Source organism: Nostoc sp. DedSLP04, from assembly GCF_034530775.1.
Lineage (GTDB): Bacteria > Cyanobacteriota > Cyanobacteriia > Cyanobacteriales > Nostocaceae > Nostoc.
Genome location: NZ_JAVRCL010000015.1, coordinates 1 through 25,281 on the forward strand (window position 1 = coordinate 1; position 25,281 = coordinate 25,281).

Sequence of the window (25,281 nt, forward strand, 5' to 3'; positions counted from 1 at the left end):
ATCGCTGAAATTCCTTTGCCGTATACATTTACCATTTTCGGATAAGTCTATTGAATTCAAGCAGTGGTTAGGGTGGAGTAAAACCCAGATTCTTGAACAACGTAGAGACTTGTGTGTACACCGTAGGCTTGCGGGGAGGGGAACGTTTGCGTTAGCAAATGCGGGGTGGGGTTCTTTGTTTTTTATTTATGCAAGAGGTCTATTGTCGAGACGGCGATTCATCGCGTCTCTTGCTTGCGTTAACCTAACATTTGTCTTTTAACAAGAGCATGGCCAGATTGCACATCAAACCAGTGAATATCTTCAGGGGGCAATGCTAATGTAATATCCTCATGACTCCAATTTTGGTCTGTTGGCAACAAAGCACGTACCGTAATCGCTCCAGTTTGTGAACCCTCAACCTTGACACTGACCAAATAGTGCATACCCAAGTTTTCCACTAAAAACACTTTCCCTTGAATAGTCTGGGTATCACCTGGTTGAGCTATGCGGACATTTTCGGGGCGGATTCCCAAAACAATTTGCGGTGGTACAGTTGGTATATCTGGAAGAAGCACTTGGAAGTTACCCAAGAGCGCATATTGTCCCTTACAAGGCAAAGTTAGCAAATTCATTTGCGGACTACCAACAAATCCAGCCACAAATAGATTAGCTGGATGGTTATAGATGCGGTCAGGCGGGTCAAGTTGCTGGACATAGCCATCGTTGAGCAAGGCAACTTTTGTAGAGAGCGTCATCGCTTCGGTTTGGTCGTGGGTGACGTAAACAACTGGCACTTTTTGGGCTGCAAAAATTTGCTTGATATCGGCTCGGACTCGTTCCCGCAGCAGTGCATCCAGGTTACTTAAAGGTTCATCCAGCAGGTAGACATCGGCATTACGCACCAAAGCACGACCGACAGCAACCCGTTGCCGTTGACCTCCAGACATTTGACCAGGCTTACGGTTCATTAACTCTGCTAATCCTAAAACTTCTGCCACTTCTGCCACTCGCTGTTTAATTTCTGTCGGTGGTACTTTTTTCAGCTTCAGTCCAGAAGCGAGGTTTTCGTACACCGTCATGTGGGGATAGAGTGCATAGCTTTGGAATACCATTGCAATATTGCGATCGGCTGCTCGCTTATAGGTGACATCCACTTCCCCGATTTCGATCTGACCGCGAGTCGGTTCTTCAAGACCCGCAATCATCCGTAGAACGGTGGATTTACCACAGCCAGAAGGGCCAAGTAAAGTGAGAAACTCATGGTTATCTACAGTTAAACTAACGTCTTTGACAGGGACGACTTTAGGACTGTAGGTTTTATTCAAGTTTTTAAGTTCGAGTTTAGCCATTTTTCATTTGTCATTTGTCATTGGTCATTTGTCATTTGTCATTTGTCATTTGTCATTGGTCAGAAATTATTATTCTCTCCTCTGCTTCCCCTGCTCCCCTGCTCCTCGGTCACTGAGCAACTTGCCTTGAGCGAAGTCGAAAGGAGTCGAAGTGCTGCTCCTCCTTGTCCCCTTATCCCTTGACAGCACCAGCGGTAAGACCTTGGACAATCCGGCGCTGGAAAAACAAAACTAGTAAAATTAAGGGTAATGTTCCGATGACAGTTGCAGCAGCGATCGGGCCATAGGGAATTTCATATATTGTTGCACCACCCAACTGAGCCGCAGCAACGGGAATTGTCTTCAACTCTTCACGCGTCATAAACGTCAGAGCAAAAATAAACTCGTTCCAAGCAAAAATAAAGGTAAGGATTCCAGTAGTTACTAAGGCGGGAAGGGTCATGGGCAATACGATTTGCCATAGTAGTTGAAAGGTGTTGTAGCCATCGACCCTAGCAGAATCTTCCAAGTCTTTTGGTAATTGTTCAAAAAAGCTTTTAAGCACTAAAATTGTTAGCGGCAAATTAATCGCAGTATAGGGTATAATTAGCGCCAGATAATTATTGCCCAATTTCAGCGCTTGGATAATTTCTAATAATCCTAAGAACAAGAGAATTCCAGGAAATAAGGTAACAATTAAAATGCTGGCGAGGATAACTTTTTCACCCCAAGGGCGTAACCGTGCCAGAGCATAAGCCGCAGGTGCGCCGATCGCTAAAGCTACAGCGGTAGAAGTAATCGACACAAAAGCGCTGTTGAAGATGTAGCGCCAAAATGGACGACGAGTAAATAACTCAATGTAGTGATTGAAAGTGAATCGTGTGGGGAAATAGACGGTAGGAACGGCGGCAATATCGTCATTTACTTTAAACGAGGTCAGCAATTGCCATAAAGCTGGTGCTAGGCTAAATAGCACTATTAATACAACTATGATGAACAGCAAGATTTTTTTCAGAGAAAACTTGGTTACCCCTGTTCGTTTTGGAGTCGTTGGAACTGCTTGGGGAGTTACACTCATGGCTTAAATGGCTCCTGATGTTTTGGCACGATATTTGTTAAGCAAGAAACTAGCGATCGCCACCGCCGCAATTAATATTAAAAATGTCACTACTACTAGGGCTGCTCCATAACCAAAATCTAAGTAGCGCATCACCGTGGAGTAAATGTACAATGACACCACTTCTGTAGCGCCACCAGGGCCACCCCCAGTCATCACAGCAATCAAGTCAAAAATTCCGAAAGCTTGAGCAAACCGAAATAGCACTGCAATTAATATCTGCGGCAGCAGTAATGGCAGGGTAATATTGCGGAAACTTTGCCAAGCAGTTGCTCCATCGACTGAGTAAGCTTCATAGAGGTCTTTTGATATCGACTGCAACCCAGCCAGCAACAGGATACTGATAAACGGCGTAGTTTTCCAAACATCAGCAAAAACCACTGCGATCGTCGCTAGCGTTGGCTCTCCTAACCAATTAATCCCAGTCTTAATCAGCCCCAAGCGCAGCAGAATATCATTCACAACCCCAAACTGATCGTTAAAAATCCAAGCCCACGCTAGACCAATCAAAGCAGTAGGCAAAGCCCAAGGGATAATGGCAGTTGTACGCACTATGCCCCGACCAACAAACGCCTGATTGAGAACTAGGGCAATCCCCAGTCCTAGCAACAGTTCTGAGATTACGGATGCTGTTGTGAACACGGTTGTCGCCCACAAACTCTGCCAGAAACGACCATCACCTGCCATCCGCACATAATTTTCCAAACCAGAGAATACAGGTTGTAACTCTGTTCCCAAATTTCTAGTAAATACGCTTAACCAAAATGCTCGTAAAATCGGGTAGGCAAATACAAACAACAACAGCAGCAATGCTGGTGTTAATAAAATCCAGGCTGTCTGTTGTTCTCGATTTCTTAGTGTATGTAAATTTGTCATTTGTCATTTGTCATTTGTCATTGGTCATTTGTCATTGGGAACTGGCTATGTAATTCTTCTCCCCCTGCTCCCCTGCTCCCCTGCCCCCCTGCCCCTCTGCCCTCTGCTCCCCTGCTCCTCTGCTCCCCTGCTCCTCTGCCCCCCTGCCGCCAGCAGTCGGCGCGTTTCGGCAGCAGCAGCTTGCATTGCTCGTTCAGGATTCATTCGACCGGATAAGGCGGCGCTGAGATAACGCTGTAAAATATCTGATGTTTGAGCATATTGCGCGATCGGTGGACGTAAAACTGCATTGTCTACGACTTCTAATAACTGCGGATAGTGGGGGTATTTAGAAACAATTCCTGGGTCTGTAAACAGTTCTCGGCGACTGGGCACATAACCTGCACTGAAAATAAATCGGCGCTGTGCTTCCCGACTGGTAAAATACTGAATTGCTTTCCAAGCTTCTTCAGGATGTTGAGAAGATTTCGCAATTCCTAAACCCCAGCCCCCAAGACAAGCCGCTCCCGTCTTCCCAGGAGCATGAACCATCGGTTTAATTGCAATTTTGCCCCGGATTGGCGAATTTTCTGCTTGGGCTAAAGGCCATGCATAAGGCCAACTGCGTAAAAACGCTACTTGACCACTTTGAAACAAACGGCGGGTGTCTTCTTCTTGATAGGTTGTGACTCCAGGCGGAGAAACGCCTTCGCTGATGGTACTACGTAGAAACTCAATGGCTTTTAATGTTTCTGGTCGATCTAGTCCAACTTCAAGGGTGTCGGGTTTAACCCAGAAGCCACCAAAGCCATCGAGGACTTCCGCAAACATCGCCACAAGTCCTTCATATTGGCGACCCTGCCAAACATAGCCCCAATTCACCTGCTTTTTCTTCTGCAAAACTTGGGAATTTCTAATCAAATCATCAAAGGTTTCTGGCGGTTGCAATCCTGCTTGTTTGATTAAATCTTCCCGGTAATAGAGCATTCCCACGTCGGAACGCACTGGAATGCGGTACAGCTGGTTTTGATAACGTCCCCCTTCTACATCCTGGGGTGAAAATGCTGCCAACTCTTGTTTAGAAATACGATCGCTTAAAGGTAACAACCATCCAGCAGCAGCAAACTTGGATGTCCAAATGACATCCATATTGATCAGGTCATAAGGGGATTCACCCAAGATAAAAGATGAGGTATACAGGTCTTCGAGCAAATTTGTGGCATTGGGCCCTTCAACTAGGTTAATGCGAATACCTGGGTTCTCAGACTCGAAGTCTTTAATCAAACCCTGCCTCCAAGGTTGGGCATCAGGGGCAGTCATTAACAAATTGAGGGTAACTGGTTGCTGCGAAAGTGCTACCCAACTGAACAATATAATGCTCAAGAGAGTTGCCAGGAAAACCCCTATATGCAAATAACTTTGTTTTTGGATGAATTTTTGTATGTTAATTGGCTTTCGGTACAACATTATCAATGTAGCGATCGCTAGTAGTAATTCTTAGGAAATAAAAACATAAAACATTTCCAAAAAGATTATTTCGTATTATTTTTTTACGGTTTTTTATAAGTAAAATTAATTTATCGAACAGAAGTTAGAATTCTTCAATAGAGAAAACATCAAGTTTGACGCTTTGTCTTTTGACAGCGATCGCAACTTCACTTACAGTTCCGCACTAGAGGAGTTTTGAGTACTAAGTAAAGAAGAAAAGAAAAAATTTCTTATTACTTCTTCAAAATCTTTATTCGGACACTCAGGACTCATAACTCAGAACTCGGAACTTTTTTTATGGTAGATTTGTTGCTGATCGCAATCCTGGGGTTCCTGGGGAGTTTTGGACACTGCTTTGGGATGTGTGGCCCGCTAACAGTGGCATTTTCTCTGTCTCATCAGCCGAAAAGTCCAAAAACAGTCTCCTTGGGACGGACATTAACCTTAGAAAAGCCCGATACTTGGCAACAGCAATTAAAATTTCATATTTTGCTAAACCTGGGGCGGATGTTGAGCTATGCTCTAGTCGGTGCTGGCATTGGGGCGCTAGGTTCGGTATTGCTGCAAGGTGGACAGCTAGCGGGTGTTGGCAGCGACTTCCGGCGCTGGATGGCAATTCTGACTGGTGTGATGTTGATTTGGTTTGGCTTAGGACAAGTAAAACCCGGTTTACTCCCGCGTATTCCCGTATTACATCCCCTATTGCAAGGTAGTTTACACGATCGCCTCAGCAACGGAATGGTTAAAGTTTCCTTAAAAACCAAATGGTGGACGCCAATGCTTTTAGGGATGACTTGGGGTTTAATGCCCTGTGGTTTTTTGTATGCTGCCCAAATTAAAGCCGCTGAAACTGGCAATTTATGGATGAGTACAGCTACTATGCTGGCTTTTGGCTTGGGAACCTTGCCGACGATGCTAGGTGTAGGCGTTTCCACATCTTTGGTAAGTAAAGACAGGCGCAGTCAATTGTTTCGATTAGGCGGTTGGGTAACACTCACCATTGGCGTTATCACCTTGCTGCGGACTGGTGACACAATGGTAGATTACACCGGACACACCGCCTTAATCTGCTTAATTTTGGCCTTAATTGCGCGTCCGATTAGTGGCTTGTGGGCTTCACCACTGCGTTACCGTCGTGGTTTAGGTGTGGGATCTTTTGTGCTTTCTGTGGTTCACACCTTCCACATGATAGAACACTCATTGCAATGGAATTTTGCCGCCTTTTCGTTTCTGCCGCCAGAATTTCAGTGGGGGATGGCTGCGGGTGCTGTAGCATTGGTATTAATGTCCCCCGCCGCTTTTACAAGTTGGGAATCGTTGCAAAAATCTTTGGGCAAGCGTTGGCGACAGATTCATCTATTGGGTGTGCCAGCCTTGCTCTTGAGTGCCATTCATGCTGTGTTGATTGGTTCCCATTATCTGGGTTCCTTGCAATCAACTTGGGGAAATAAATTAGCGGCAGTACTGATGGTAATTGTTACTCTCAGTGTCTTGCTAGTGCGCTCGCGCTTTTTTTGGTCAAAGTTAGCCGTAGAAAAGTTTTATGTTCCCCCAACCAAATCGCGGTAAATCATCTTTATTTTCTGGCTCCGTTTCAACGAGTCAAAAACAGAAGCGTTACCCCCTCAAAGGCATTTTCTGGAAAAATCAAGGAACAATAAAGTATTTATTATTCTTGAGTTGCTTAGTTATATCAATAACTAATCTTTACCCTGCTTTTGCTCATAAGGTGGAAGTAGCCTCAGATGTTGGCGGCACTCTCCACATTGAACCAAATGATAATCCCCGTGCTGGAGAACCAAGCCAAGCCTGGTTTGCACTTACCCGCAGAGGTGGAAAGGTGATTCCTCTGTCACAGTGTAATTGTCAGTTGGCTGTTTATGCCGAACCTTATGCAGCCAAAGAGCCGCCGTTATTAGAACCACAGTTAAAACCTGTGGCAGCCGAACGCTATCAAGGCATCCCAGGTGCAGAAGTTGTCTTTCCCAAGCCAGGTATTTATGAGTTGCAACTAAATGGAAAACCTGTTTCTGGGGCAAGATTCAAACCCTTTGAATTCAAATTTGAAGTGACTGTGGCAGGAGGCGGGTCTACACAAAATACACAAAATCTGCGAAATGTCAATGGTGATTTAGTAGAAGGTCAATCTCAACAATTACCAACTTGGGCGATCGCACTGCCAATTCTCGGATTTATCGGCATCTTAGTTGTCGTACTGCGAAGCATGAGAGGGGGTAGCGAGTGAGTGTTCTCACATAAAATCTTGTCGTTATAGCGTTTCCTAAATAAGACCTTAGTTCGATAAACCTCCCCCTGCCTTGAACTAAAGTTCAAGTCTGTCCCTCTCTGAGTCGGAGAGGGATGGTTTTGTGTAGTAAAACCTCTTAGAGGTTTCAATATTTACCAGAGTTAGGCGGTTACTACATGAGCCGTCGAACTTTTTTAATTTACTGTCAACTAGCTTGGCTAATACGCCGTTGTAACTCGATTTCAAATTCCTCATCAGTGCGAGTGATGACTTTTGGTCGTTGGTCTAACCTGTCCATTAAAATATGGAATGCTTCGGTGTCCTGTGGATGATATCTAACCCAATCTCTTAATTCATTATCTGACATGGCTTGATAATCAGGTTTAGTCATGGAAATCAAGCTCACCATTTGGATATATCTCTATTTGTATTGTGTCTCGAATTAAAACGTATATGCGCTTTGTTCTTTCGTCCAGTCGCACTACGTTGATAGGCTGAAACATATTACTTGCTCTCACACATCTACTGTAAAACGCTCTCAACTGTTCTGTTGTTGGTTCCATCTAGACTCCACTCTCAATAAAGCTATCAAGTAAGTCGCTAAGGCATTGAGCTGAGATGCACAACTTTCACGTCGCGCATCTCGGCTCAATGCCATCAAGTCGAATGATGTCGCTTCTGGTGCCACTGCCACGCGTCAGCGACGATATCTTTGATGGATGGATACTGAGGTTGCCAGCCTAAGACTGTTCTGGCTTTATCGCTGGTGCCAATGAGAACTGGGGGATCGCCAGGACGGCGATCGCGTTCTTCTACTGGTATCGAAGTTCCTGTCACTTCTTCGACTGCGGCTATGACTTCTCTGACGGAGAAACCGCTGCCATTGCTCAAATTAAAAACTTCGCTATCGCCACCTTTTAATAAATATTCCAATCCCAAAATATGGGCATCTGCTAAGTCGTTAACGTGAATATAATCACGAATACACGTACCATCGGGCGTGGGGTAATCAGTGCCGAAAATTGAAATGGATTCTCGTTTCCCTAAAGCTGTCATTAGCACCAAGGGAATTAAATGGGTTTCTGGGTTGTGATCCTCGCCTAGTAAGCCATCGGGATTAGCACCAGCAGCATTGAAATAGCGAAAACGCACTGATTGCAAACCGTAAGCAACATCAAAATCAGAGAGAATCCTTTCTACCATCAGCTTTGTCGCGCCATAGGGATTAATCGGATTTTGGGGATGAGTTTCTGGAATGGGCACGAATTCTGGTACCCCGTAGGTGGCACAGGTAGAAGAAAAGACAAATTTCTTTACAGATGCTGTCAGCATCGCTTCTAACAGGGTCAAAGTACCAAGGACGTTATTGCGGTAATATTTGGCCGGATCGCTCACTGATTCTCCTACGTAGGCATAAGCAGAAAAATGCATAACTGCGGCAATATCATGGGTTTTAAATACACGATCGAGCAAGGCGCGATCGCTTGTGTCCCCAATTATTAGTTCTACCTGTAAAATCTCTTCTACTAGATCGCGATGTCCATAGACCAGATTATCAAGTATGACAACGCTATAACCCGCTTTCTTCAAAGCAAGCACTGTATGAGAACCAATATATCCAGCTCCCCCCGTTACCAGAATAGTAGGCTTTCCAGGCGACATAGTTTTTCCTTTTGAGTAGATTACTTAATTAATTTAGTTTACCGGTACTAGATTACTCTTCTGGAAAATTATAAATAATAGACGCAGTGTCAAAAAATTGCACTAAAATCACTACGACGGTAGTCATTGGGTGTGAGGTTTGAGAAATTTTAAGTCAAACAGTACGATTACAATTTGACAATAAAATAAATCCATTTCCCGAAACCTCTAGGTTGAACCTTACGGGTGACGTTTATAACGTCGCTATCAGTAAGAAGTCGCCAGTTGTTTTATGTATGGTTTCCCTGCATGGCAGTCTTTTCTGGGGGCAACCCCAATCGAAACGGACTGCCTCTCCTGACGGAGACGCTACGCGAACACCACCACACTGGCTCACTGCACCAGAAAATTTGAGAGTTAGTCTATGTTTCTATTGTTAAGCCGGGTACTGCTGTGGCTGCTGATTGGCACTATCGTTTATTCTCTGTTCCAGCGATTTTATCCCTCTGGAACTTTTGTCGGACGATTAATCTTGGTCGTTATCTTGGTAATTGTAGCCCTATCATTTCTTAACCCCAGTGAACCTGCTGTGGCGTCGTTGTGGAGGATGCTATCTTTTCCACTCAAGCCTCTAGGAGCCTCTGTTTTACTGATGATTCTTGCCGCTCAGAAAATCAAAGGAGGTGGAATAGATAAACCAGGAGGATACTTGATCGGTTGGGCACTGACTATTTTGCTGTTGGCAAGTACACCAGCAGTCGCCTATTTCCTTTATAGAGCACCTCTAGCAATGACGGGCCAAACGTCTGTCGCAACTGTTACACCAACATCTGGGACACTGGTGGCATTAGGGCAACCCACCACAGCGAATATCTCAGATGTAACGGGGGATAGCATTCTTTCTTATAATTTGAGAGTGCCTCCCTATTTATTACAAGGAAGTCCTCAAGATATTCGCACACGCGGTTTACGACTTGAAGACTTTGTACCAAATTCGGAAACATTGCAATTGACAACAAGAACTTGGGAAAGTTATCTCCTTGAAATTTACAGGTTCTTGCGTGTTCAGCGGTAATCAGGCAAGAGAACAATACTTGGTTCGTAGTAAGCGCTTGAGCCATTAATCAAAGGACTAAAGTCCTTACTACGAACTTATTTCTTCATTAAAGTTGCTGTGATGGACTACTAGTAATGAATGGCAATAACTATCCGGTTAAAAGAGGTAACAACAGCTGAATTTATCACAAGCGATATTCCCTCTTCATAGCTGCCTTCTTGGACTAGCAGTTAATCTAGATGATAAAGTTGCACAATTGCTTTAATGGCAAAATCTCAACGAATCGCTAAACTCAGTGCTTACCTACGACCCCATTGGCGGGAAGCCTCCTTGGGTATTCTCGCTTTGTTGTCTGTCAATGCACTGGGTGTTTATATCCCTTGGTTGATTCGTGCTGGTGTTGACAAACTCTCGACAACCTTCAGCTGGAACCAAATACTACATTACGTAGTAGTTATTGTCTTGCTCAGTTCGGCAATGTGGCTAATGCGGATGGCATCACGCATTTGGCTATTTGGGGTGGGACGGCAGGTGGAATTTGACCTGAAACAACGGATTTTTGAACACTTACTGAAACTGGAACCTGGTTATTTTGCCAGTAATACTGCTGGCGATTTGATTAGTCGCGCTACTAGTGATGTGGACAATATCAAGCGGTTATTGGGTTTTGCGGTCTTGAGTTTGGCAAATACGATGTTTGCCTACGCCCTGACACTGCCAGTAATGCTGACAATTAGTGTGGATCTCACCCTAGCCGCCCTGGCAGTATACCCTTTTATGCTCTTATTGGTGAGTCTGTTTAGCGATCGCTTACGCAAACAACAAGCAAAAGTCCAAGAGCAACTCTCTGACATCAGCGAACTCATCCAAGAGGATATCAGTGGCATTGCCTTAATTAAAATCTATGCTCAAGAAGCTAACGAGCGTCGAGCTTTTGCCAAGAAAAATCAGCAGCTATTGACTGCTAACCTGGAATTGGCAAAACTCCGCAATACACTGTTTCCGCTAATTGGTGGATTAGCTAATATCAGTTCGCTGGTAATCATCTGGCTAGGGTCGGCACGGATGTCTGCTGGGACACTTCAGGTTGGGGATTTTTTAGCATTGTTAATTTATGTAGAGCGTCTAGTTTTCCCCACTGCTCTTTTAGGATTTACAATTACTGCCTACCAACGCGGTGAAGTTAGTATCGATAGGCTTGAAGCTATTCTCTCTGTCACACCAAAAATTAAAGATGCAGCCGATGCCATACATCTGCCAGTGGCTGAACTCAAAGGCGAACTGACAGCTAAAAATCTCACCTATAATTACCCTGGTTCCACGACTTCAGCTTTAGCAAATGTTAACTTTACCATTGCTCCTGGAGAAACTGTTGCGATTGTTGGGGCAATTGGTTCGGGCAAATCTACATTGGCCAATGCTTTACCCCGCTTGTTGGATATTGAATCAGGACAATTGTTTTTAGATGGGGTAGATATTACTAAGATCGCTTTGACAGATTTACGAGGTGCGATCGCCTACGTTCCTCAAGATAGCTTTCTATTTAGCACTACAATCAAAAATAACATTCGCTACGGCGATCCAGTTGGCGAACAACAGCAGGTAGAATCTGTCGCTAAACTTGCCCAAATTGAATCAGAAATTCAGAATTTTCCCCAGCAATATGAAACTATTGTTGGCGAACGCGGTATTAATCTTTCTGGCGGTCAACGGCAACGTACTGCTTTGGCTCGAGCAATGTTGGTCAATGCTCCAGTGTTAATTTTGGATGATGCTCTCTCTAGTGTAGATAATCAAACAGCTACGAAAATCCTCAAAAATCTCTCCAGTGGTACTGAACGCAAAACAGTAATTTTTATTACGCACCAATTATCAGCGGCGGCGGCAGCTGACCGAATTTTTGTCATGGAAAAGGGAAAAATTGTGCAGGTCGGAAATCACTTGGAACTTTTACAACAACAGGGCTTATATAGAACTTTGTGGAGCCAACATCAAGTTGAGGAATTACTGCGGTGAAGCAGGGGGCAGAAGGCAGAAGGAAAGAATTATGATTGAGTTAGGGACTAGGGATTGGGAAGATTTGAATGGAGATTAGGGATTGGGTAATCAGCTCAAAAATGATGTTCGGGGCTATTACCCATAGCAAATTTTGAAATATTTTCCCAGTCCCCAGTCCCCAGTCCCCAGTCCCCAGTCCCCAGTCCCCAGTCCCCAGTCCCTTTTACGCTTGGCTGAAATTGGGGAATCCTTCTTGGGCGCAACCCGTTGAAGAAAAATTCAGAAATTCCGACTTTACTGAAGGATTGTAAATTAGGTCTAGCAAAATAATTGCATTTGTCATAGCTTTATAGTTATAGAACTATTGACTCGCTCGCCTCATCACTCATGGTTAACACCCTACCCAAGCCAGAAACCAAAACCCCCAGCAAAGAAACTGTACTTACCCCCCGGTTTTACACTACAGATTTTGAAACCGCAGCCAAGCTGGATTTGTCTGCCCAGAAAACGGAATTGCAGGCGATGTTGACAGAAATGCGGACAGACTACAATCGGCACCATTTTGCCCGAGATGAAGCGTTTGAGCAGTCTTGGGAACACATTGACGGTGAAGCAAGGCAGGCGTTTATAGAGTATTTGGAACGTTCTTGCATTTCTGAGTTTTCTGGCTTCTTGCTATTCAAAGAATTATCCCGCAAGCTGAAAAATCGTAGCCCAGTGCTAGCGGAAATCTTTCAAATGATGGCGCGTGATGAAGCCCGCCATGCTGGATTTCTTAACAAAGCAATGGCCGATTTTAAACTCTCCCTTGATTTAGGCGCTGTCACTAAAACCCGCACTTATACATTTTTCCCGATTGAATGGGTACTTTACACTGTTTACCTCTCAGAAAAAATCGGTTACTGGCGTTACATTATTATTTTCAGGCATCTAGAAAAGCACCCAGAAAACCAGTTTTACCCGATATTCCGCTATTTTGAGAGCTGGTGTCAAGACGAAAACCGCCACGGAGATATATTCAAGGCATTATTGCGTTCTCAACCGCAACTTTGGAACACCTGGAAATCTAGGCTGTGGAGTCGCTTTTTCTTGCTATCAGTATTTGCTACCCACACCCTGACAGTTCATGAACGTTCTGGGTTCTACAAATCATTGGGACTTGATGCCACAGAATTTGATATCCAAGTTGTCCGCAACACCAATGAAACCGCAGGACGGGCTTTTCCTGTAATGTTGAATACCGAACATCCCAAGTTTTTCCCACGTCTGCAACGCTGTGCAGGTTACAACTTGAAAATTGCAGAGATTGAAGGCAGTTATAACCCGAAATTGGTGAAGCTAATTCGCAAACTACCTTTGATTGCAGCAATTGTTTGGAATCTGCTGTTAATTTACCTCATCAAACCAATTGATACTGAAGCCCTGCGGGGAACGGTTCGTTAACTATTTATTAGACAGACATCTGCTTGTGAAATTAATTATGCGTTATTCAGAACACATAATTAATTTCACCAAATGTCAATTCTTGAATATTTAGGTAGCTGAATAATGGCAAAACTAGACTAAAGTCTAAAGTCTATACATAAGAATGTCAATAAAATAGTTATATTTTTGTATAGAAAATACTGGAATGCAATAGATAAGAGGTTACTAATTAATCTAGAAAATGTAGGAATTGAGAGATGAGCGACATTAAAAGACAAGCCGCTTTGCCTTTAACCACATGGAAGCGAGCCAATACGGGAACATCAAATTTTACGAATCCATCGCTTGTCTCATCCAATATTCCCACATTGGCCAATCCAACACGCGGTTTTGGTTTACCAACAAATAATAATACTGCGCTCAATGGCGACCTTCAAGAAACCACGTCTGCTAACGAGCAATTATTAGAACCAGAAGCTATTAAAGAAAAACCTCTTGTTCACGACATTAGTCGGATATCTTTGCGTCGTCCACAGCCGCAACTTATAAGTAGCCAGCCAAAAGACGAGTATGAGCAGTCAGCTGACCAGATTATGCTTCTACCTAAACTTAAGTCAAATATAAATATCGGTGCAATAGATTCACATATAGTACAACGAGAATGTGCAGATTGTGAGCAAGAAGAACAAGAAGTACAAACCGAGTTGTCACTACAACGCGTTAGCGATCGCAGCGTTCAGACTCAAGATAATATTGAGAGTCAGTTAAATAATAGTAAGGGTAGAGGAAGCCCGTTATCTCCCGAAGTGCGAGACTTTATGGAACCACGCTTTGGTAGTAAATTCGACGATGTGCGAGTACATACTGACTCCAATGCTACGCAGATGAGTAAGTCGTTGGGAGCGCAGGCCTTTACTCATGGTAGTGATGTTTACTTTAGCGCCGAGAAATCACCTGGTAATAACGAGTTGACAGCCCATGAGTTAACCCATGTGGTACAGCAGACAGGCAAAGTGCAGAAACAAAGCGATGCATCTACAGCACCAGCCCCTGTTGAACAGACTAGTGGTATGCCGCCCAAAAAAGGGACAACTAAAATTGACAAAAAGAATGCCACAATTACTGCTTCGGGAAAAAATATTACCGAAGCAATTACAAACTTAACATCACAAGGAAAGGGCGAAGCGGGCAGTGTTACTTGTGCCCCCGCAAAAGATGTCAAAACTTACCAAGCAGAAGATAAATCTGATGAAATTGTTTATGAGGCAGATGTCTTAGTAACAGAAACTAAGGCAATGCCCGTCTGGACGGAACTCGATCAACAGTGCGAACCTGTTAAAAAAGAATGGGCAAGGTTTTATAGCGCTCTTGATACACACGAGAATGGGCACATTAGTATTGATGAGAAGGCTTTTAAAGATTTACACAAAAAGCTTCTTGGCAAAACAACCTCAGCATCTGACAAGATTTTTAACGATACTTACGCCCAAGCAAATACTGATAATAATGCTTACGACACCACAACGAAACACGGACTCACTCAAGGTACAGGAGTAACTCCGGTACAGTGCGGCCCAGAAAAAGTTTCTCAAAGTGGAGATGAATCGGATGCAAAGGTAGAGGTTCAAACTCAACAATAGAGGCGAAAACACCATAACGTAAACTTGCTAATCATTTTCGCGTTTACACTGTTTGGAGTCAAATTGAGAAATTACAAAAAGAACTCCGAATCATACGGAAGCTACTTGGCTTGACTACAGTGCAAGAAGTGTCAACGGCGAATTTCTCCACAAGGTGCTTGATTCTTCTGGCTGTCTGTGATAGTTTTTTTTGTACAAACCATAAAATACTGTAATCTTATCAAGATACCGTTGTTTTTAAATCTCGTTAACCTATTTACACAGATTGGGAGTTAAGAATAAATAGCTAATCTATCGAGATTATTTATTGCAGGGAATACATTGCGAACCAACAAACTAGAAATTAATCTCTAAGCCAGGGCAACCTTATGAGCAAAATACGTGCTGTGATTGTTGATCCCAATGTGCCGGGGCGTTTGGCACTGAGTGAAGTGACTGCACCAAAGCCTGCCCCAGATGAAGCTCTAGTGCGGGTAGCGGCAATTTCCCTCAATCGAGGAGAGATAAAACGTTCAACGACTGCTGAGGCTGGCTGGCAACCTGGTTGGGACTTAGCAGGTGTAGTGGAAATCCCCGCCGCCGATGGTTCGGGGCCTCTCCAAGGGGCGCGTGTAGTTGGCTTGCGCCGTGCCGGTGCTTGGGCAGAACTCGTGTCTGTTCCTACTAACGCCTTAGCAGTAGTGCCGTCATCGGTATCTTTTGCTCAAGCCGCCACACTACCTGTAGCTGGTTTAACTGCATACCATGCGGTGTTAAAAGGTGGTTCACTTTTGGGTCGGTCAGTTCTGGTTACAGGCGCATCAGGAGGCGTAGGTTACTTCGCTATCCAGTTGGCGCAACTGTCAGGAGCGCAAGTTGTGGCACATATTCGTCAAGCTGGCTATGAAACTTTAGTTAGAGAAGCAGGGGCGCAATCGGTGGTGATTGGCGAAGACCTTTCACCTGCCAGCGAGTACGGCCCCTACGATCTAATTGTAGAGTCAGTGGGTGGCAAGACTTTGGGGGTAGCCCTTGGCTTACTGGCACAGGATGGAAAAACTGTGCTGTATGGAGTATCTGGGGGAGCTGAAGTGACATTCAATGCGGCTCAATTTTTTGGGACTGGTAGCGTCAGCCTGTATGGTTTACGTCTGTTTGATGAATTGAGATTTGAATCAGCAGCAGTCGGTCTAAAAAGACTTTTGAGTCTAGTAGAAGCAGGTGAGTTACATCCTCACATTGATTTAGAAGCTTCTTGGACACAAATAGCTGATGTAGCACAACAACTACTCGACAGGCGTTTTCCTGGCAAGGCTGTATTGCACATTTCCAATTGAGTATTAGTAGATGGCATGGGGGATAGGACTGACTTCTGGTTCAAACTAGATCGGCTTGTAGCCGCTAGCAATCTCAAGATAGATCGCCCAAAAGGGACATCACATCCACGTTATCCATTTTTCGTTTATCCCCTGGACTATGGATATTTACAAGACACTCACTCTGGAGACGGATCTGATATTGATGTCTGGATAGGTAGCTTGTCTAATCAAACAGTAACTGCCGTCATTTGTAGTGTCGATCTGGAAAAGCGAGATACAGAAATCAAGATACTTCTAGGTTGTACATCTGAGGAAAATCAAGCGATCTTGGATATCCACAATATAGGCTCTCAATCAGCAATATTATTGATTCGCAAATAAATTACTTACATTTTTGAGGTTAATTTTGTATGAGTTTAGAACTAAAACTATCAGGTAAAAGTGCGATCGTTACAGGAGGAAGTGCGGGAATTGGTTTAGCTACTGCCAAAGCACTTTATAGTGAGGGTGTGAATGTTGCGATCGCAGCCCGCAATCAAGAAAGACTAGAAAATGCAATAGCTGACATCCAGTCTTTACCGACTTCTGGTGCTAAAGTTATTGCCATCAGCGCCGATCTGACTAAAGCAGAGGATGTTGAAAAAGTTGTTTCCACAACATTGTCCCAATTTAATCAGATTGATATTTTGATTAACAATGCAGGTTCAGCCCGTGCTGGATCTTTCCTAGAATCCACTGATGATTTATTTTTGGATGCTTGGAACTTAAAATTATTGGGCTATATCCGCTTAGTTAGAGCCGTTGTTCCCCATCAAAAAAGTCGCGGTGATGGGCGGATTGTCAATATAGTCGGCGGTGCAGGACGGACACCTCGTCCTAACTTCCTAGCTGGCGGTACAAGCAATGCTGCTTTGCTGAATTTCACAAAGGGCATTTCTAAAGAGCTAGCCGAGTACAAGATTCGCATTAACGCTATCTCCCCTGGTGCTACAGCTACTGAGCGTGCCGAGACTTTAGCGCGGCAAAACGCTCAAGCGCAAGGCATCACTGTTGAGCAAGTGAAGGCACAAAATATCCAAAGTATTCCTTTAAAAAGAATCGCCCAGCCAGAAGAAATTGCCGCGCTGGCGCTATTTTTGGTGTCCGATCTTGCTGCATCGATTACAGGAACAGAGATTATCGTTGATGGCGGATCTACCCCTGGTGTTTAGCAGACGCGATTCATCGCGTCTCTACATCTTGTAAAAACATAAACTTCTTGGAGATCAAAAACATGGGTTCTCAATACTTTGATATCAAACCAGTTGCAGGACGTATCGGTGCTGAAATTATTGGTGTTAATCTGAGTTCTCACCTCAGCGATGACATCATCAGCGATATTCGCAAGACTTTAGTCAAATACAAAGTGATCTTTTTCCGCGGTCAGCAACAACTCGATGCTGATGGACAGGTCGCCTTTGCTCGTCGTTTTGGTGAAGTCACTACAGCCCACCCTACCGTACCATCGCTGCCAGAAAATCCAGAAGTCTTAGACCTGAATTATGGTCGTACCACTTCCCGCGCCAATAGCTGGCATACAGATGTTACATTCGTAGACCGTCCTCCTCTCGGTTCTATCTTACGAGCGCTTGATATTCCGCCAACTGGTGGCGATACAGTCTGGGCAAACTCAGTAACTGCATATCAAGATTTACCTATTCATCTGCGTAATCTCGCAGACCAACTTTGGGCAGTACATAGCAACAAATACGACTATGCTACTGCATTTGACTTACCTGAAGATGCCAAGGCTTATCGGGCTGTCTTCACCTCGACTGTGTACGAGACTCTGCACCCAGTTGTACGCGTCCATCCCGAATCTGGAGAGCGTGGGCTATTCATCGGCGGATTTGTGCGCCAGTTCCGTGGCTTATCAACAACTGAATCAGATGATATTCTGCGGCTGTTGCAAGCGTATGTAACACGTCCTGAAAACACAGTGCGGTGGCGTTGGCAAGTTGGTGACGTAGCCTTTTGGGATAATCGGGCTACTCAACATTATGCGATCGCAGATTACGGCGATCAGCCCCGCCACGTTCAACGAGTGACAATTGTCGGCGATCTCCCAGTTGGCATCGATGGTAAACAAAGTGAAGCCATCAAGGGAGATGCTTCTCAGTACAACCGACGTGAGGCGGTGACTGCGTAGTACTTGGGCATTGGGCACTTGTACTGAGTTTCGACTACGCTCAACTACCGCGAAGTCGAAGTATTGGGCATGGGGAATAAGAGAGAGATCAGTCTTTGATACTTGTGAACGAGTGTTTAATATTCGTCAATGAGGCTTTGAGCTTCATTAATGAGTCTTTGAGCTTCATTAATGAGTCTTTGAGCTTCATTAATGAGTCTTTGAACTCCATTAATGAGGCTTTGAACTCCATTAATGAGCCTTTGAGCTTCATTAATGAGTCTTTGAACTCCATTAATGAGTCTTTGAACTCCATTTCCCTGTCCCCTGCCCTTTACTGGCTTAACCTTCTGCTGACTAATGACGATCGCGCTTTTTTATGAAACTCTTCTATACACCTAACTCACCCTATGCACGCATTACACGGATAGCAACACTAGAATTGAATCTCAGCAATCAGATCGAAACGCAAAAAGTCATTGCACGAGATCCGAACAGCGACCTACTGAATTACAACCCTACAGGTAAAATACCAACTCTAGCGACTGACGACGGATTTATCTTGAGTGAAACACGTATAATTTGCGTCTATTTGAATCACTTAAATCCTGAAATTAAACTAGTTGCTGACATATCTAATGGCTTTTTACAGCAACTTGAAGGTATGACTGGTGGGTTCATAGATGGCATTGCTGTCTGGGTACGGGAGTTAAGGCGTCCCCACAGCGAACAGTCTCCTGGGGCGATCGAGTTTGAGCGTGAGCGAGCGTTGAGAATTTTGGACTACTTCGAGAAGATATCAGATAAACTCGACCAAACTCCTAAACTTGCTCATATAACCCTCGCCTCTGCACTTGGACTAGAGATCCGTCTTCCCAATTTGCAATGGCGGCAGAAATATCCAAAACTTGCCCATTGGTACGATGAATTCTCTAAACGACCTTCCATCCAAGCAACAAGACCAGAGTCTTAATAACTAACATTTTCTTGTTCCAAACAAGAGAACGAAAAAAGCATAAGTACGCCGTCGCAAATAGAAATATGAGTACAAAAAAACAACTTAAACTCGGAGCATTTTTACCCGGTAGTGGTCATCATGTCGCAGCATGGCGACATCCCAACACCCCGGCTGACGGAGGTCTGAATTTCCAGCATTACAAGCAGCTGGCACAAACGGCTGAACGGGGAAAATTTGATATGCTTTTTCTCGCAGATGGTTTAGCTGTCTGGGATCGAGGGCAAGGGACTGAGGCTTTTAGCCGTTCGGGACAATTCAGTGTCCATTTTGAACCTTTAACTTTATTGTCGGCTCTGTCTGCGGTGACAGAAAATATCGGGTTGGTGGCGACATCATCAACGACTTATGATGAACCTTATCATCTCGCCCGCAAGTTTGCATCACTGGATTATCTAAGTGGTGGTCGTGCCGGATGGAATCTTGTAACCTCTGCTGCTGAAGCCGCAGCGCAGAATTTTAGCCAAGAAAACCACTTAGAACACTCACTCCGCTATGAACGGGCGAGGGAATTTGTGGATGTTGTCACCAAACTTTGGGACAGTTGGGAAGATGATGCTTTCCTTCACGATAAGGAGTCAGGTATTTACTTCGATGCAGAAAAGCTGCATGTTCCCCACCACAAGGGTAAATATTTCTCGGTGCGCGGCCCGCTCAATGTGGCGCGTCCACCGCAGGGATATCCAGTAATCGTACAAGCTGGATCTTCCGAGGCTGGACAGGATTTAGCTGCTCAAACAGCAGAGGCGATTTTTACTGCACAACAGACATTGGCAGAAGCTCAAGCCTTCTACGCTAGCGTCAAGGGGAGATTGGCTAAATACGGACGTTCCCCTGACCATCTTAAGATTATGCCAGGAGTATTCCCGGTAATTGGTAAGACTGAGCAGGAAGCTAAGGATAAATATGAGCAACTTCAGGAGTTGATTCATCCCTTGGTCGGATTAGGGCTACTTTCTGGGCTAGTAGGCGGCCATGATTTGTCTAAGTATCCCCTAGATGGGCCGTTGCCGGATCTGCCAGATACCAACGGTGGCAAAAGCCGCTTGCAGCTGATTACCGATCTTGCCCGCAGAGAGAATTTAACAATCCGACAACTGTATTTGTGGATTGCAGGAGCGCGGGGACATCGAACGATTCTTGGAACACCAGAACACATTGCCGATCAACTCGAAGATTGGTTCGTCAATGGTGGGGCTGATGGATTTAACATTATGCCACCCTGGCTACCTGGGGGTTTGGAGGAATTCGTGGATTTGGTAATTCCTGAACTGCAACGCCGAGGAATATTTCGTACTGAGTATGAAGGTAGTACCTTACGCGAGAATCTTGGTTTGCCCCGTCCGGTGAACCAGTTCACCACAAAGACTGCTCCTGAACCTGTGGGCGTTGGTTCCTTTGCATAGTAGTCTGTCAATAAATAATTGATGGATAAATTAAGAGTAGAGACGGCGATTTATCGCGTCTCTTTAAACGTCTGGCAGTGTTTTTGAAGCGACGGCTTTGATTTCCTCAAACTTCATCTGGTTTGTTATTCCAGTGGTTTTAACAATACAATCAAGTCGTCTCTAAGGAAACTTTTTATTGTGTTGGGCATCCTGACGGTTCTTCTATCCTCCTTTGTTTTGACGTTTCACAACGTTACTGTCCGAGTTTTGTTTTCAGAACATCTCGTACTAGGTTTATTTTTACTTGGTGGATACGTTAAACCGGATTTGCAGAATTCATTCTTGCTGATGTTCATGCGAATGCTGCTGGTGGTTCCATTCATGGCATCTCTATCATTCAAGCTATATCCATCTGCTTGGACAGAACTCCAATACTTGTTTACCCGTGTTCGCAGGGATGTTCTAATCCAAGCTCTTGGCTGTGGGGTGCTGATGTTTGTGTATATTGCCTCACTCTACATTGCTATTGGCTTGATTCCCACAGGTATTGCCTTGACCCTTTTCTTCACCTATCCCGTATTTACAGCGCTGCTATCTTGGAAGTTTTTTGGCGATCGCCCCACATTGTTCCGTTGGCTAGTAATGGGTATTATTCTGGTGGGAAGCGCTCTCACCATTCCCCAATCTTCTGCTACCTACAGCAGTCATACCATTGCGATCGGTATTTTCGCTAGTTTTGGCGCTGGGATCGTTTACGCCTTTTATTGCATCATTGCTCAAAAATGTTTGGAAAAATTCCATCCAATTCCTTTTACGTGGATCAGTTTTGCCTCCACTCTACTGCTCTCCGGTATTAGCTTACTGTTCTGGCCAGCTAAAAGCAGTCAACTTGACTGGACACCTTTATGGATTGGTAGCATCTTTTCGGGTCTTGTTAGCTTTCTGGGACACACTTTAAACAATGTCGGGATTCGGATGGTTGGCGCATCTACCGCTTCCATAATCGGCTCTAGCAGTCCAGCATTGACAGCGTTAATGGCATGGATAACCATTAACGAAACTTTAAATGTGATTCAGAGTATAGGGATTGGTGTTGTCACATTGGGGATCGCGTTACTTAGTGCAGAAGGCTTTATGAAATCGTTCAAAATTAGGAGTTGAATTGGGGATGGGGAATTTTAGAATACTTTTTCTCAGTTGAGTCGAATACAGACCTAACCCCCAGCCCCTTCCCTACAAGGGAAGGGGAGTAAGATTCAAAGCCTCTCTCCTTTTAGGAGAGAGGTTTGGAGAGAGGTCAACATCTATTGCATATAAACGAAAACCCCTTTATGTAATACTAATTATCCTAAATAAAGATAGAGATACAAACCTATAAATTCCGATGAAATTGACTTTCTTAATTACAAATTATGAATTAATATCAAATATGCCTTTCTCCGCTATCCTCTTCGATCTTGACGGGACTTTGACAGATCCTAAACCTGGCATCACAAGTTGCATTCAGTATGCGCTCTCTGAACTCGGTTACAAACCACCAAATGCTGATGAATTAAATTGGTGTATTGGCCCACCACTGAAAGATAGCTTTTCACAATTACTCAATACCTTGGATGGCACAGTAATTGAACAGGCTCTTTCCCTATATCGTCGTCGCTTTGCCACAATTGGATTATTTGAAAATTCCCTTTATCCCCAGATTGCAGAAGTCCTAAAAGTCATTCGTTTTGCTGGTTATAAAACTTTTGTTGCGACTTCTAAACCATATATTTATACTACGCAAATTATTGAATATTTTGGCTTATCATTGCTTTTTGATGGTATTTATGGTAGTGAAATTGACGGAACCCGGAGCATAAAAGGTGACTTAATTCACCATATTTTATTAACAGAAAAACTTTTACCCTCTACTGTGGTGATGGTAGGCGATCGCTCACATGACATCATTGGAGCCAAGCGCCATCAAATCGCCTCAATTGGTGTCACCTATGGCTATGGAACCGAGGAGGAATTGAAGGCTCATGGTGCTGACTTGATTGCCCATTCTCCAAGTGATATTCCCAGATTTATAATTTATAATTCGTAATTCGTAATTCGTAATTTAAAATAATGCCGCCATCATTAACGTTTATCCATAGCTTGCTGTTGTTTAGTACTGCTTTTATTGCAGGCGGCTTAAATGCTGTAGCCGGTGGTGGAAGTTTTATCACGTTTCCGACTCTCATCTTTACGGGTGTACCTCCGATCGCAGCTAACGCCACCAATAATACTGCAATTTGGGTGGCTTCCCTAGCCAGCGCTGGAGCATATCGTCAAGATTTAGGCATTGAGCGGCGAGATTTTTTACTTTTATGTGGCGTCAGTTTAGTTGGTGGCATGATTGGCTCCATCGCCTTGTTGTATACATCGCCAGATGTCTTTAAAAAGCTGATTCCCTATCTATTGCTGCTAGCAACCCTGGTATTTACCTTTGGCGAACCGTTCAAAAAGTGGTTGCAGCGTCAAAACCAGAATACATCACCGGAATCTGTACCGTTGTTTAATTTGGTACTGGCTCAACTAGCGATCGCCATCTATGGCGGTTTCTTCGGCGCAGGTATAGGAATTTTAATGCTGGCAGCTTTAACGTTTTTAGGTATCAAAAGTATCCACAAAATGAATGCTTTTAAGACATTTTTAGGGAGTTGTATCAATGGTATTGCGATCGTTCCATTTCTTTTTGCTGGTGTGATTGCTTGGCATCAAGCTATTTTGATGGCAGTCGGTGGCTCTCTTGGTGGTTACTTAAGCGCCCATTATGCTCGTAAACTTGAACCGCACTTAATTCGGAAATTTGTGATGATTGTTGCCTTTACGATGACTGCCTACTTTTTTATTCACGGTTAAGAACTGGGAACTACTCAGGGGTGATGTATGCAAGCATCAAACAAATCACAGGTCATGCTGCGTGCTTTTAGTTCTAGAAATTTTTGCCTGTACTACACAGGTCAGGCAATTTCTCTAATTGGTACGTCAATGACTCAAGTGGCTACTAGTTGGTTAGTATATCGCCTCACCGATTCCGCTTGGTTGCTAGGTCTAGTGGGCTTTGCCAGCCAAATCCCCACACTTCTATTGATTCCTCTGGGTGGAATCATTGCCGATCGCACCAACCGCCATCGCATTCTGCTTGTCGCCCAGATTTTGGGAATGCTTCAGTCTTTGGCTCTAACGTGGCTAGCCCTAAGCGGTACGATTAATATCGAGTACATTGCAATTCTTGGTGTACTGCAAGGGATAATTAACGCCTTCGATATTCCCACCCGACAAGCATTTCTACCGGAAACGGTCAGTAAAGAAAATCTTGGTAATGCGATCGCCTTGTACTCCTCCCTTGTCAGCGTTTCACTTATGGTTGGGCCTGCGATCGCAGGCTTGTTAATTGCAGCAGTGGGATCGGGGCTTTGTTTTCTGCTCGATAGTATCAGTTACATCGCCGTAATTATTGCCCTTCTTGCAATGAACCTTGCCCCCAAAAAAGCTGTTATTTCCACACGCAAACCTTTAGAAGAATTGAAAACTAGTTTTAACTACGCCTTCGGGTTTTTGCCAATTCGCTCTGTCATGATTGGTTCGGCTTTAGTCTGCTGCGTGTGGGGATTTTACTTAGCTTTGGGGCCGATTTTTGCCAAGGAGATTTTGCAGGGTGGCCCTAACACCTTTGGCTTCTTGATGACAGCTTCCAGTTTAGGAACCTTAGCAGGTGGTATCTATTTAACTAAGCATAGCAATGTACTGGAGTCGGGTAAAGTTTTGGCATTGGGCATAGGTTTTATGGGAGTAAGCTTGATTGTCTTTGCCCTATCTTGCGTGTTCTGGCTTTCGCTGCTCTCATTATTAGCAGCTGGTTTCGGCTTTATTTTGCAGCTCATTGCCGGACGCACCTTGCTTCAACTGTTGGTGACTGATGAAAATCGCGGACAAATTACAGGTCTTTACGTTATGGCATCTACAGGCACATTTGCGATCGGCAACTTAATAGCTGGCGCACTAGCAAGCAAAATTGGTAGTAGCAATACTGTCATCTTTGGTGCAAGTATTTGTATTGCAGGCTCAATTTTCTTTATGCAGCAAATCTCCACTTTCCGCGATCTGGTTCGTCTGAATCTACGTACTGAAGCAACTTAAAAGAAAAATAGTTCTGACTATTTGAAAAAGTGCATTATCTAGCCATAACACCAAAAATTGGTAATAACAATGACTACTATAAATGACCCTACTGTTGTAGCTGAAGTAACTGATTTGTACCTCAAGTATGAAGAAGCCCTTTCTAATAACAATTTGGAAGTGATGGATAGCTTATTTTGGGATGCACCCGAAGTAGTGCGGTTCGGCATCGCAGAAAACCTCTATGGCAGCGATGAAATTCGTAACTTTCGCCAGAATCGACCAAGCCCAAAAATAGAGCGAGAAATCTCGAATCTCAAGGTTGTCACCTTTGGGAAAGATGCAGCAACAGTGACTTTAGAGTTTCGCCGAATTATCAATGGTGTAGAGCGTTTCGGGCGACAAAGCCAGACTTGGTACAGGTTTACTGAAGGCTGGAAGGTGGTATCAGCCCATGTTTCATTATTGCCAGTGTGAATTTTAAAACT

The 25,281-nt window shown here is 44.2% G+C and carries 24 protein-coding genes; 17 read left to right on the plus strand and 7 right to left on the minus strand.

Features of this window, described 5'->3' with window-relative positions:
- Positions 1–239: 239 nt before the first annotated feature.
- From RMX89_RS11145 to RMX89_RS11160, 4 genes are all read right to left on the minus strand, one after another.
- Positions 240–1,331 carry an ABC transporter ATP-binding protein gene (locus RMX89_RS11145; protein WP_322688966.1) on the minus strand — a complete coding sequence of 364 codons (1,092 nt, stop codon included), beginning with the start codon at positions 1,329–1,331 and terminating at the stop codon, positions 240–242.
- Positions 1,332–1,503: 172 nt separating this feature from the next.
- Complete coding sequence (locus RMX89_RS11150; protein ID WP_322688967.1) at positions 1,504–2,388, minus strand: carbohydrate ABC transporter permease; 885 nt, start codon at positions 2,386–2,388, stop codon at positions 1,504–1,506.
- A gap of 3 nt (positions 2,389–2,391) precedes the next feature.
- Positions 2,392–3,303 carry a sugar ABC transporter permease gene (locus RMX89_RS11155; protein WP_322688968.1) on the minus strand — a complete coding sequence of 304 codons (912 nt, stop codon included), beginning with the start codon at positions 3,301–3,303 and terminating at the stop codon, positions 2,392–2,394.
- Positions 3,304–3,348: 45 nt separating this feature from the next.
- Positions 3,349–4,749, minus strand: a complete 1,401-nt coding sequence (locus RMX89_RS11160) for an ABC transporter substrate-binding protein (RefSeq protein WP_322688969.1) — start codon at positions 4,747–4,749, stop codon at positions 3,349–3,351.
- A gap of 318 nt (positions 4,750–5,067) precedes the next feature.
- Between RMX89_RS11160 and RMX89_RS11165 the strand changes: the two genes are divergently transcribed.
- Positions 5,068–6,339, plus strand: a complete 1,272-nt coding sequence (locus RMX89_RS11165) for a sulfite exporter TauE/SafE family protein (protein ID WP_322688970.1) — start codon at positions 5,068–5,070, stop codon at positions 6,337–6,339.
- Complete coding sequence (locus RMX89_RS11170; protein ID WP_322688971.1) at positions 6,314–7,015, plus strand: hypothetical protein; 702 nt, start codon at positions 6,314–6,316, stop codon at positions 7,013–7,015. The genes RMX89_RS11165 and RMX89_RS11170 overlap by 26 nt, the downstream gene beginning before the upstream one ends.
- Positions 7,016–7,223: 208 nt before the next feature.
- Here the strand turns inward: RMX89_RS11170 and RMX89_RS11175 are convergent, their stop codons facing one another.
- From RMX89_RS11175 to galE, 3 genes are all read right to left on the minus strand, one after another.
- Entirely contained in the window at positions 7,224–7,427 is a 204-nt protein-coding gene (locus RMX89_RS11175; RefSeq protein WP_322688972.1) for a DUF6887 family protein, read from the minus strand.
- Positions 7,402–7,581, minus strand: coding sequence for a DUF6888 family protein (locus RMX89_RS34490; protein ID WP_416211730.1), 180 nt, complete (start codon positions 7,579–7,581; stop codon positions 7,402–7,404). The genes RMX89_RS11175 and RMX89_RS34490 overlap by 26 nt, the downstream gene beginning before the upstream one ends.
- Positions 7,582–7,675: 94 nt before the next feature.
- A complete protein-coding gene (galE, locus tag RMX89_RS11180; protein ID WP_322688973.1) occupies positions 7,676–8,680 on the minus strand; it encodes a UDP-glucose 4-epimerase GalE in 1,005 nt (334 codons plus the stop codon).
- Between the two features lie 403 nt (positions 8,681–9,083).
- Between galE and RMX89_RS11185 the strand changes: the two genes are divergently transcribed.
- The 15 genes from RMX89_RS11185 (at position 9,084) to hpxZ (ending at position 25,270) form a co-directional block, all read left to right on the plus strand.
- Complete coding sequence (locus tag RMX89_RS11185; RefSeq protein WP_322688974.1) at positions 9,084–9,734, plus strand: hypothetical protein; 651 nt, start codon at positions 9,084–9,086, stop codon at positions 9,732–9,734.
- 246 nt (positions 9,735–9,980) lie between these two features.
- Positions 9,981–11,732 carry an ABC transporter ATP-binding protein gene (locus RMX89_RS11190; protein WP_322688975.1) on the plus strand — a complete coding sequence of 584 codons (1,752 nt, stop codon included), beginning with the start codon at positions 9,981–9,983 and terminating at the stop codon, positions 11,730–11,732.
- Positions 11,733–12,101: 369 nt separating this feature from the next.
- On the plus strand, positions 12,102–13,157 hold the full coding sequence (gene acsF / locus RMX89_RS11195) for a magnesium-protoporphyrin IX monomethyl ester (oxidative) cyclase (RefSeq protein WP_322688976.1): 1,056 nt from the start codon (positions 12,102–12,104) through the stop codon (positions 13,155–13,157).
- A 239-nt stretch (positions 13,158–13,396) separates the two neighbouring features.
- Complete coding sequence (locus RMX89_RS11200; protein ID WP_322688977.1) at positions 13,397–14,779, plus strand: eCIS core domain-containing protein; 1,383 nt, start codon at positions 13,397–13,399, stop codon at positions 14,777–14,779.
- A gap of 368 nt (positions 14,780–15,147) precedes the next feature.
- A complete protein-coding gene (locus tag RMX89_RS11205; protein WP_322688978.1) occupies positions 15,148–16,095 on the plus strand; it encodes a zinc-binding dehydrogenase in 948 nt (315 codons plus the stop codon).
- Between the two features lie 15 nt (positions 16,096–16,110).
- Positions 16,111–16,458, plus strand: a complete 348-nt coding sequence (locus RMX89_RS11210; protein WP_322688979.1) for a hypothetical protein — start codon at positions 16,111–16,113, stop codon at positions 16,456–16,458.
- A gap of 29 nt (positions 16,459–16,487) precedes the next feature.
- Positions 16,488–17,288: an SDR family oxidoreductase gene (locus tag RMX89_RS11215; RefSeq protein WP_322688980.1), complete on the plus strand. Its 801-nt coding sequence runs from the start codon at positions 16,488–16,490 to the stop codon at positions 17,286–17,288.
- A 62-nt stretch (positions 17,289–17,350) separates the two neighbouring features.
- Entirely contained in the window at positions 17,351–18,265 is a 915-nt protein-coding gene (locus RMX89_RS11220) for a TauD/TfdA family dioxygenase (protein WP_322688981.1), read from the plus strand.
- A gap of 358 nt (positions 18,266–18,623) precedes the next feature.
- Positions 18,624–19,217 (plus strand): glutathione S-transferase family protein, encoded by a 594-nt coding sequence (locus RMX89_RS11225; protein ID WP_322688982.1) that lies wholly within the window; start codon positions 18,624–18,626, stop codon positions 19,215–19,217.
- 68 nt (positions 19,218–19,285) lie between these two features.
- Positions 19,286–20,665, plus strand: a complete 1,380-nt coding sequence (locus RMX89_RS11230) for an LLM class flavin-dependent oxidoreductase (RefSeq protein WP_322688983.1) — start codon at positions 19,286–19,288, stop codon at positions 20,663–20,665.
- Positions 20,666–20,845: 180 nt separating this feature from the next.
- The gene (locus tag RMX89_RS11235) at positions 20,846–21,808 is read left to right on the plus strand and encodes a DMT family transporter (RefSeq protein ID WP_322688984.1); all 963 of its coding nucleotides are present in this window, start codon (positions 20,846–20,848) and stop codon (positions 21,806–21,808) included.
- A gap of 223 nt (positions 21,809–22,031) precedes the next feature.
- Positions 22,032–22,733 (plus strand): HAD hydrolase-like protein, encoded by a 702-nt coding sequence (locus tag RMX89_RS11240; protein ID WP_322688985.1) that lies wholly within the window; start codon positions 22,032–22,034, stop codon positions 22,731–22,733.
- Between the two features lie 23 nt (positions 22,734–22,756).
- On the plus strand, positions 22,757–23,533 hold the full coding sequence (locus tag RMX89_RS11245; RefSeq protein ID WP_322688986.1) for a sulfite exporter TauE/SafE family protein: 777 nt from the start codon (positions 22,757–22,759) through the stop codon (positions 23,531–23,533).
- Between the two features lie 27 nt (positions 23,534–23,560).
- Positions 23,561–24,814 (plus strand): MFS transporter, encoded by a 1,254-nt coding sequence (locus RMX89_RS11250; protein ID WP_322688987.1) that lies wholly within the window; start codon positions 23,561–23,563, stop codon positions 24,812–24,814.
- A gap of 69 nt (positions 24,815–24,883) precedes the next feature.
- Positions 24,884–25,270 (plus strand): oxalurate catabolism protein HpxZ, encoded by a 387-nt coding sequence (gene hpxZ / locus RMX89_RS11255; RefSeq protein ID WP_322688988.1) that lies wholly within the window; start codon positions 24,884–24,886, stop codon positions 25,268–25,270.
- Positions 25,271–25,281: the final 11 nt, after the last annotated feature.

Excerpts from the sequence above, each read along its gene's own strand:
- RMX89_RS11145 (WP_322688966.1), bottom strand. The coding sequence starts at position 1,331 with ATGGCTAAACTCGAACTTAAAAACTTGAATAAAACCTACAGTCCTAAA.
- RMX89_RS11150 (WP_322688967.1), bottom strand. The coding sequence starts at position 2,388 with ATGAGTGTAACTCCCCAAGCAGTTCCAACGACTCCAAAACGAACAGGG.
- RMX89_RS11155 (WP_322688968.1), bottom strand. The coding sequence starts at position 3,303 with ATGACAAATTTACATACACTAAGAAATCGAGAACAACAGACAGCCTGG.
- RMX89_RS11160 (WP_322688969.1), bottom strand. The coding sequence starts at position 4,749 with ATGTTGTACCGAAAGCCAATTAACATACAAAAATTCATCCAAAAACAA.
- RMX89_RS11165 (WP_322688970.1), top strand. The coding sequence starts at position 5,068 with ATGGTAGATTTGTTGCTGATCGCAATCCTGGGGTTCCTGGGGAGTTTT.
- RMX89_RS11170 (WP_322688971.1), top strand. The coding sequence starts at position 6,314 with ATGTTCCCCCAACCAAATCGCGGTAAATCATCTTTATTTTCTGGCTCC.
- RMX89_RS11175 (WP_322688972.1), bottom strand. The coding sequence starts at position 7,427 with ATGGTGAGCTTGATTTCCATGACTAAACCTGATTATCAAGCCATGTCA.
- RMX89_RS34490 (WP_416211730.1), bottom strand. The coding sequence starts at position 7,581 with ATGGAACCAACAACAGAACAGTTGAGAGCGTTTTACAGTAGATGTGTG.
- galE (WP_322688973.1), bottom strand. The coding sequence starts at position 8,680 with ATGTCGCCTGGAAAGCCTACTATTCTGGTAACGGGGGGAGCTGGATAT.
- RMX89_RS11185 (WP_322688974.1), top strand. The coding sequence starts at position 9,084 with ATGTTTCTATTGTTAAGCCGGGTACTGCTGTGGCTGCTGATTGGCACT.
- RMX89_RS11190 (WP_322688975.1), top strand. The coding sequence starts at position 9,981 with ATGGCAAAATCTCAACGAATCGCTAAACTCAGTGCTTACCTACGACCC.
- acsF (WP_322688976.1), top strand. The coding sequence starts at position 12,102 with ATGGTTAACACCCTACCCAAGCCAGAAACCAAAACCCCCAGCAAAGAA.
- RMX89_RS11200 (WP_322688977.1), top strand. The coding sequence starts at position 13,397 with ATGAGCGACATTAAAAGACAAGCCGCTTTGCCTTTAACCACATGGAAG.
- RMX89_RS11205 (WP_322688978.1), top strand. The coding sequence starts at position 15,148 with ATGAGCAAAATACGTGCTGTGATTGTTGATCCCAATGTGCCGGGGCGT.
- RMX89_RS11210 (WP_322688979.1), top strand. The coding sequence starts at position 16,111 with ATGGGGGATAGGACTGACTTCTGGTTCAAACTAGATCGGCTTGTAGCC.
- RMX89_RS11215 (WP_322688980.1), top strand. The coding sequence starts at position 16,488 with ATGAGTTTAGAACTAAAACTATCAGGTAAAAGTGCGATCGTTACAGGA.
- RMX89_RS11220 (WP_322688981.1), top strand. The coding sequence starts at position 17,351 with ATGGGTTCTCAATACTTTGATATCAAACCAGTTGCAGGACGTATCGGT.
- RMX89_RS11225 (WP_322688982.1), top strand. The coding sequence starts at position 18,624 with ATGAAACTCTTCTATACACCTAACTCACCCTATGCACGCATTACACGG.
- RMX89_RS11230 (WP_322688983.1), top strand. The coding sequence starts at position 19,286 with ATGAGTACAAAAAAACAACTTAAACTCGGAGCATTTTTACCCGGTAGT.
- RMX89_RS11240 (WP_322688985.1), top strand. The coding sequence starts at position 22,032 with ATGAAATTGACTTTCTTAATTACAAATTATGAATTAATATCAAATATG.
- RMX89_RS11245 (WP_322688986.1), top strand. The coding sequence starts at position 22,757 with ATGCCGCCATCATTAACGTTTATCCATAGCTTGCTGTTGTTTAGTACT.
- RMX89_RS11250 (WP_322688987.1), top strand. The coding sequence starts at position 23,561 with ATGCAAGCATCAAACAAATCACAGGTCATGCTGCGTGCTTTTAGTTCT.
- hpxZ (WP_322688988.1), top strand. The coding sequence starts at position 24,884 with ATGACTACTATAAATGACCCTACTGTTGTAGCTGAAGTAACTGATTTG.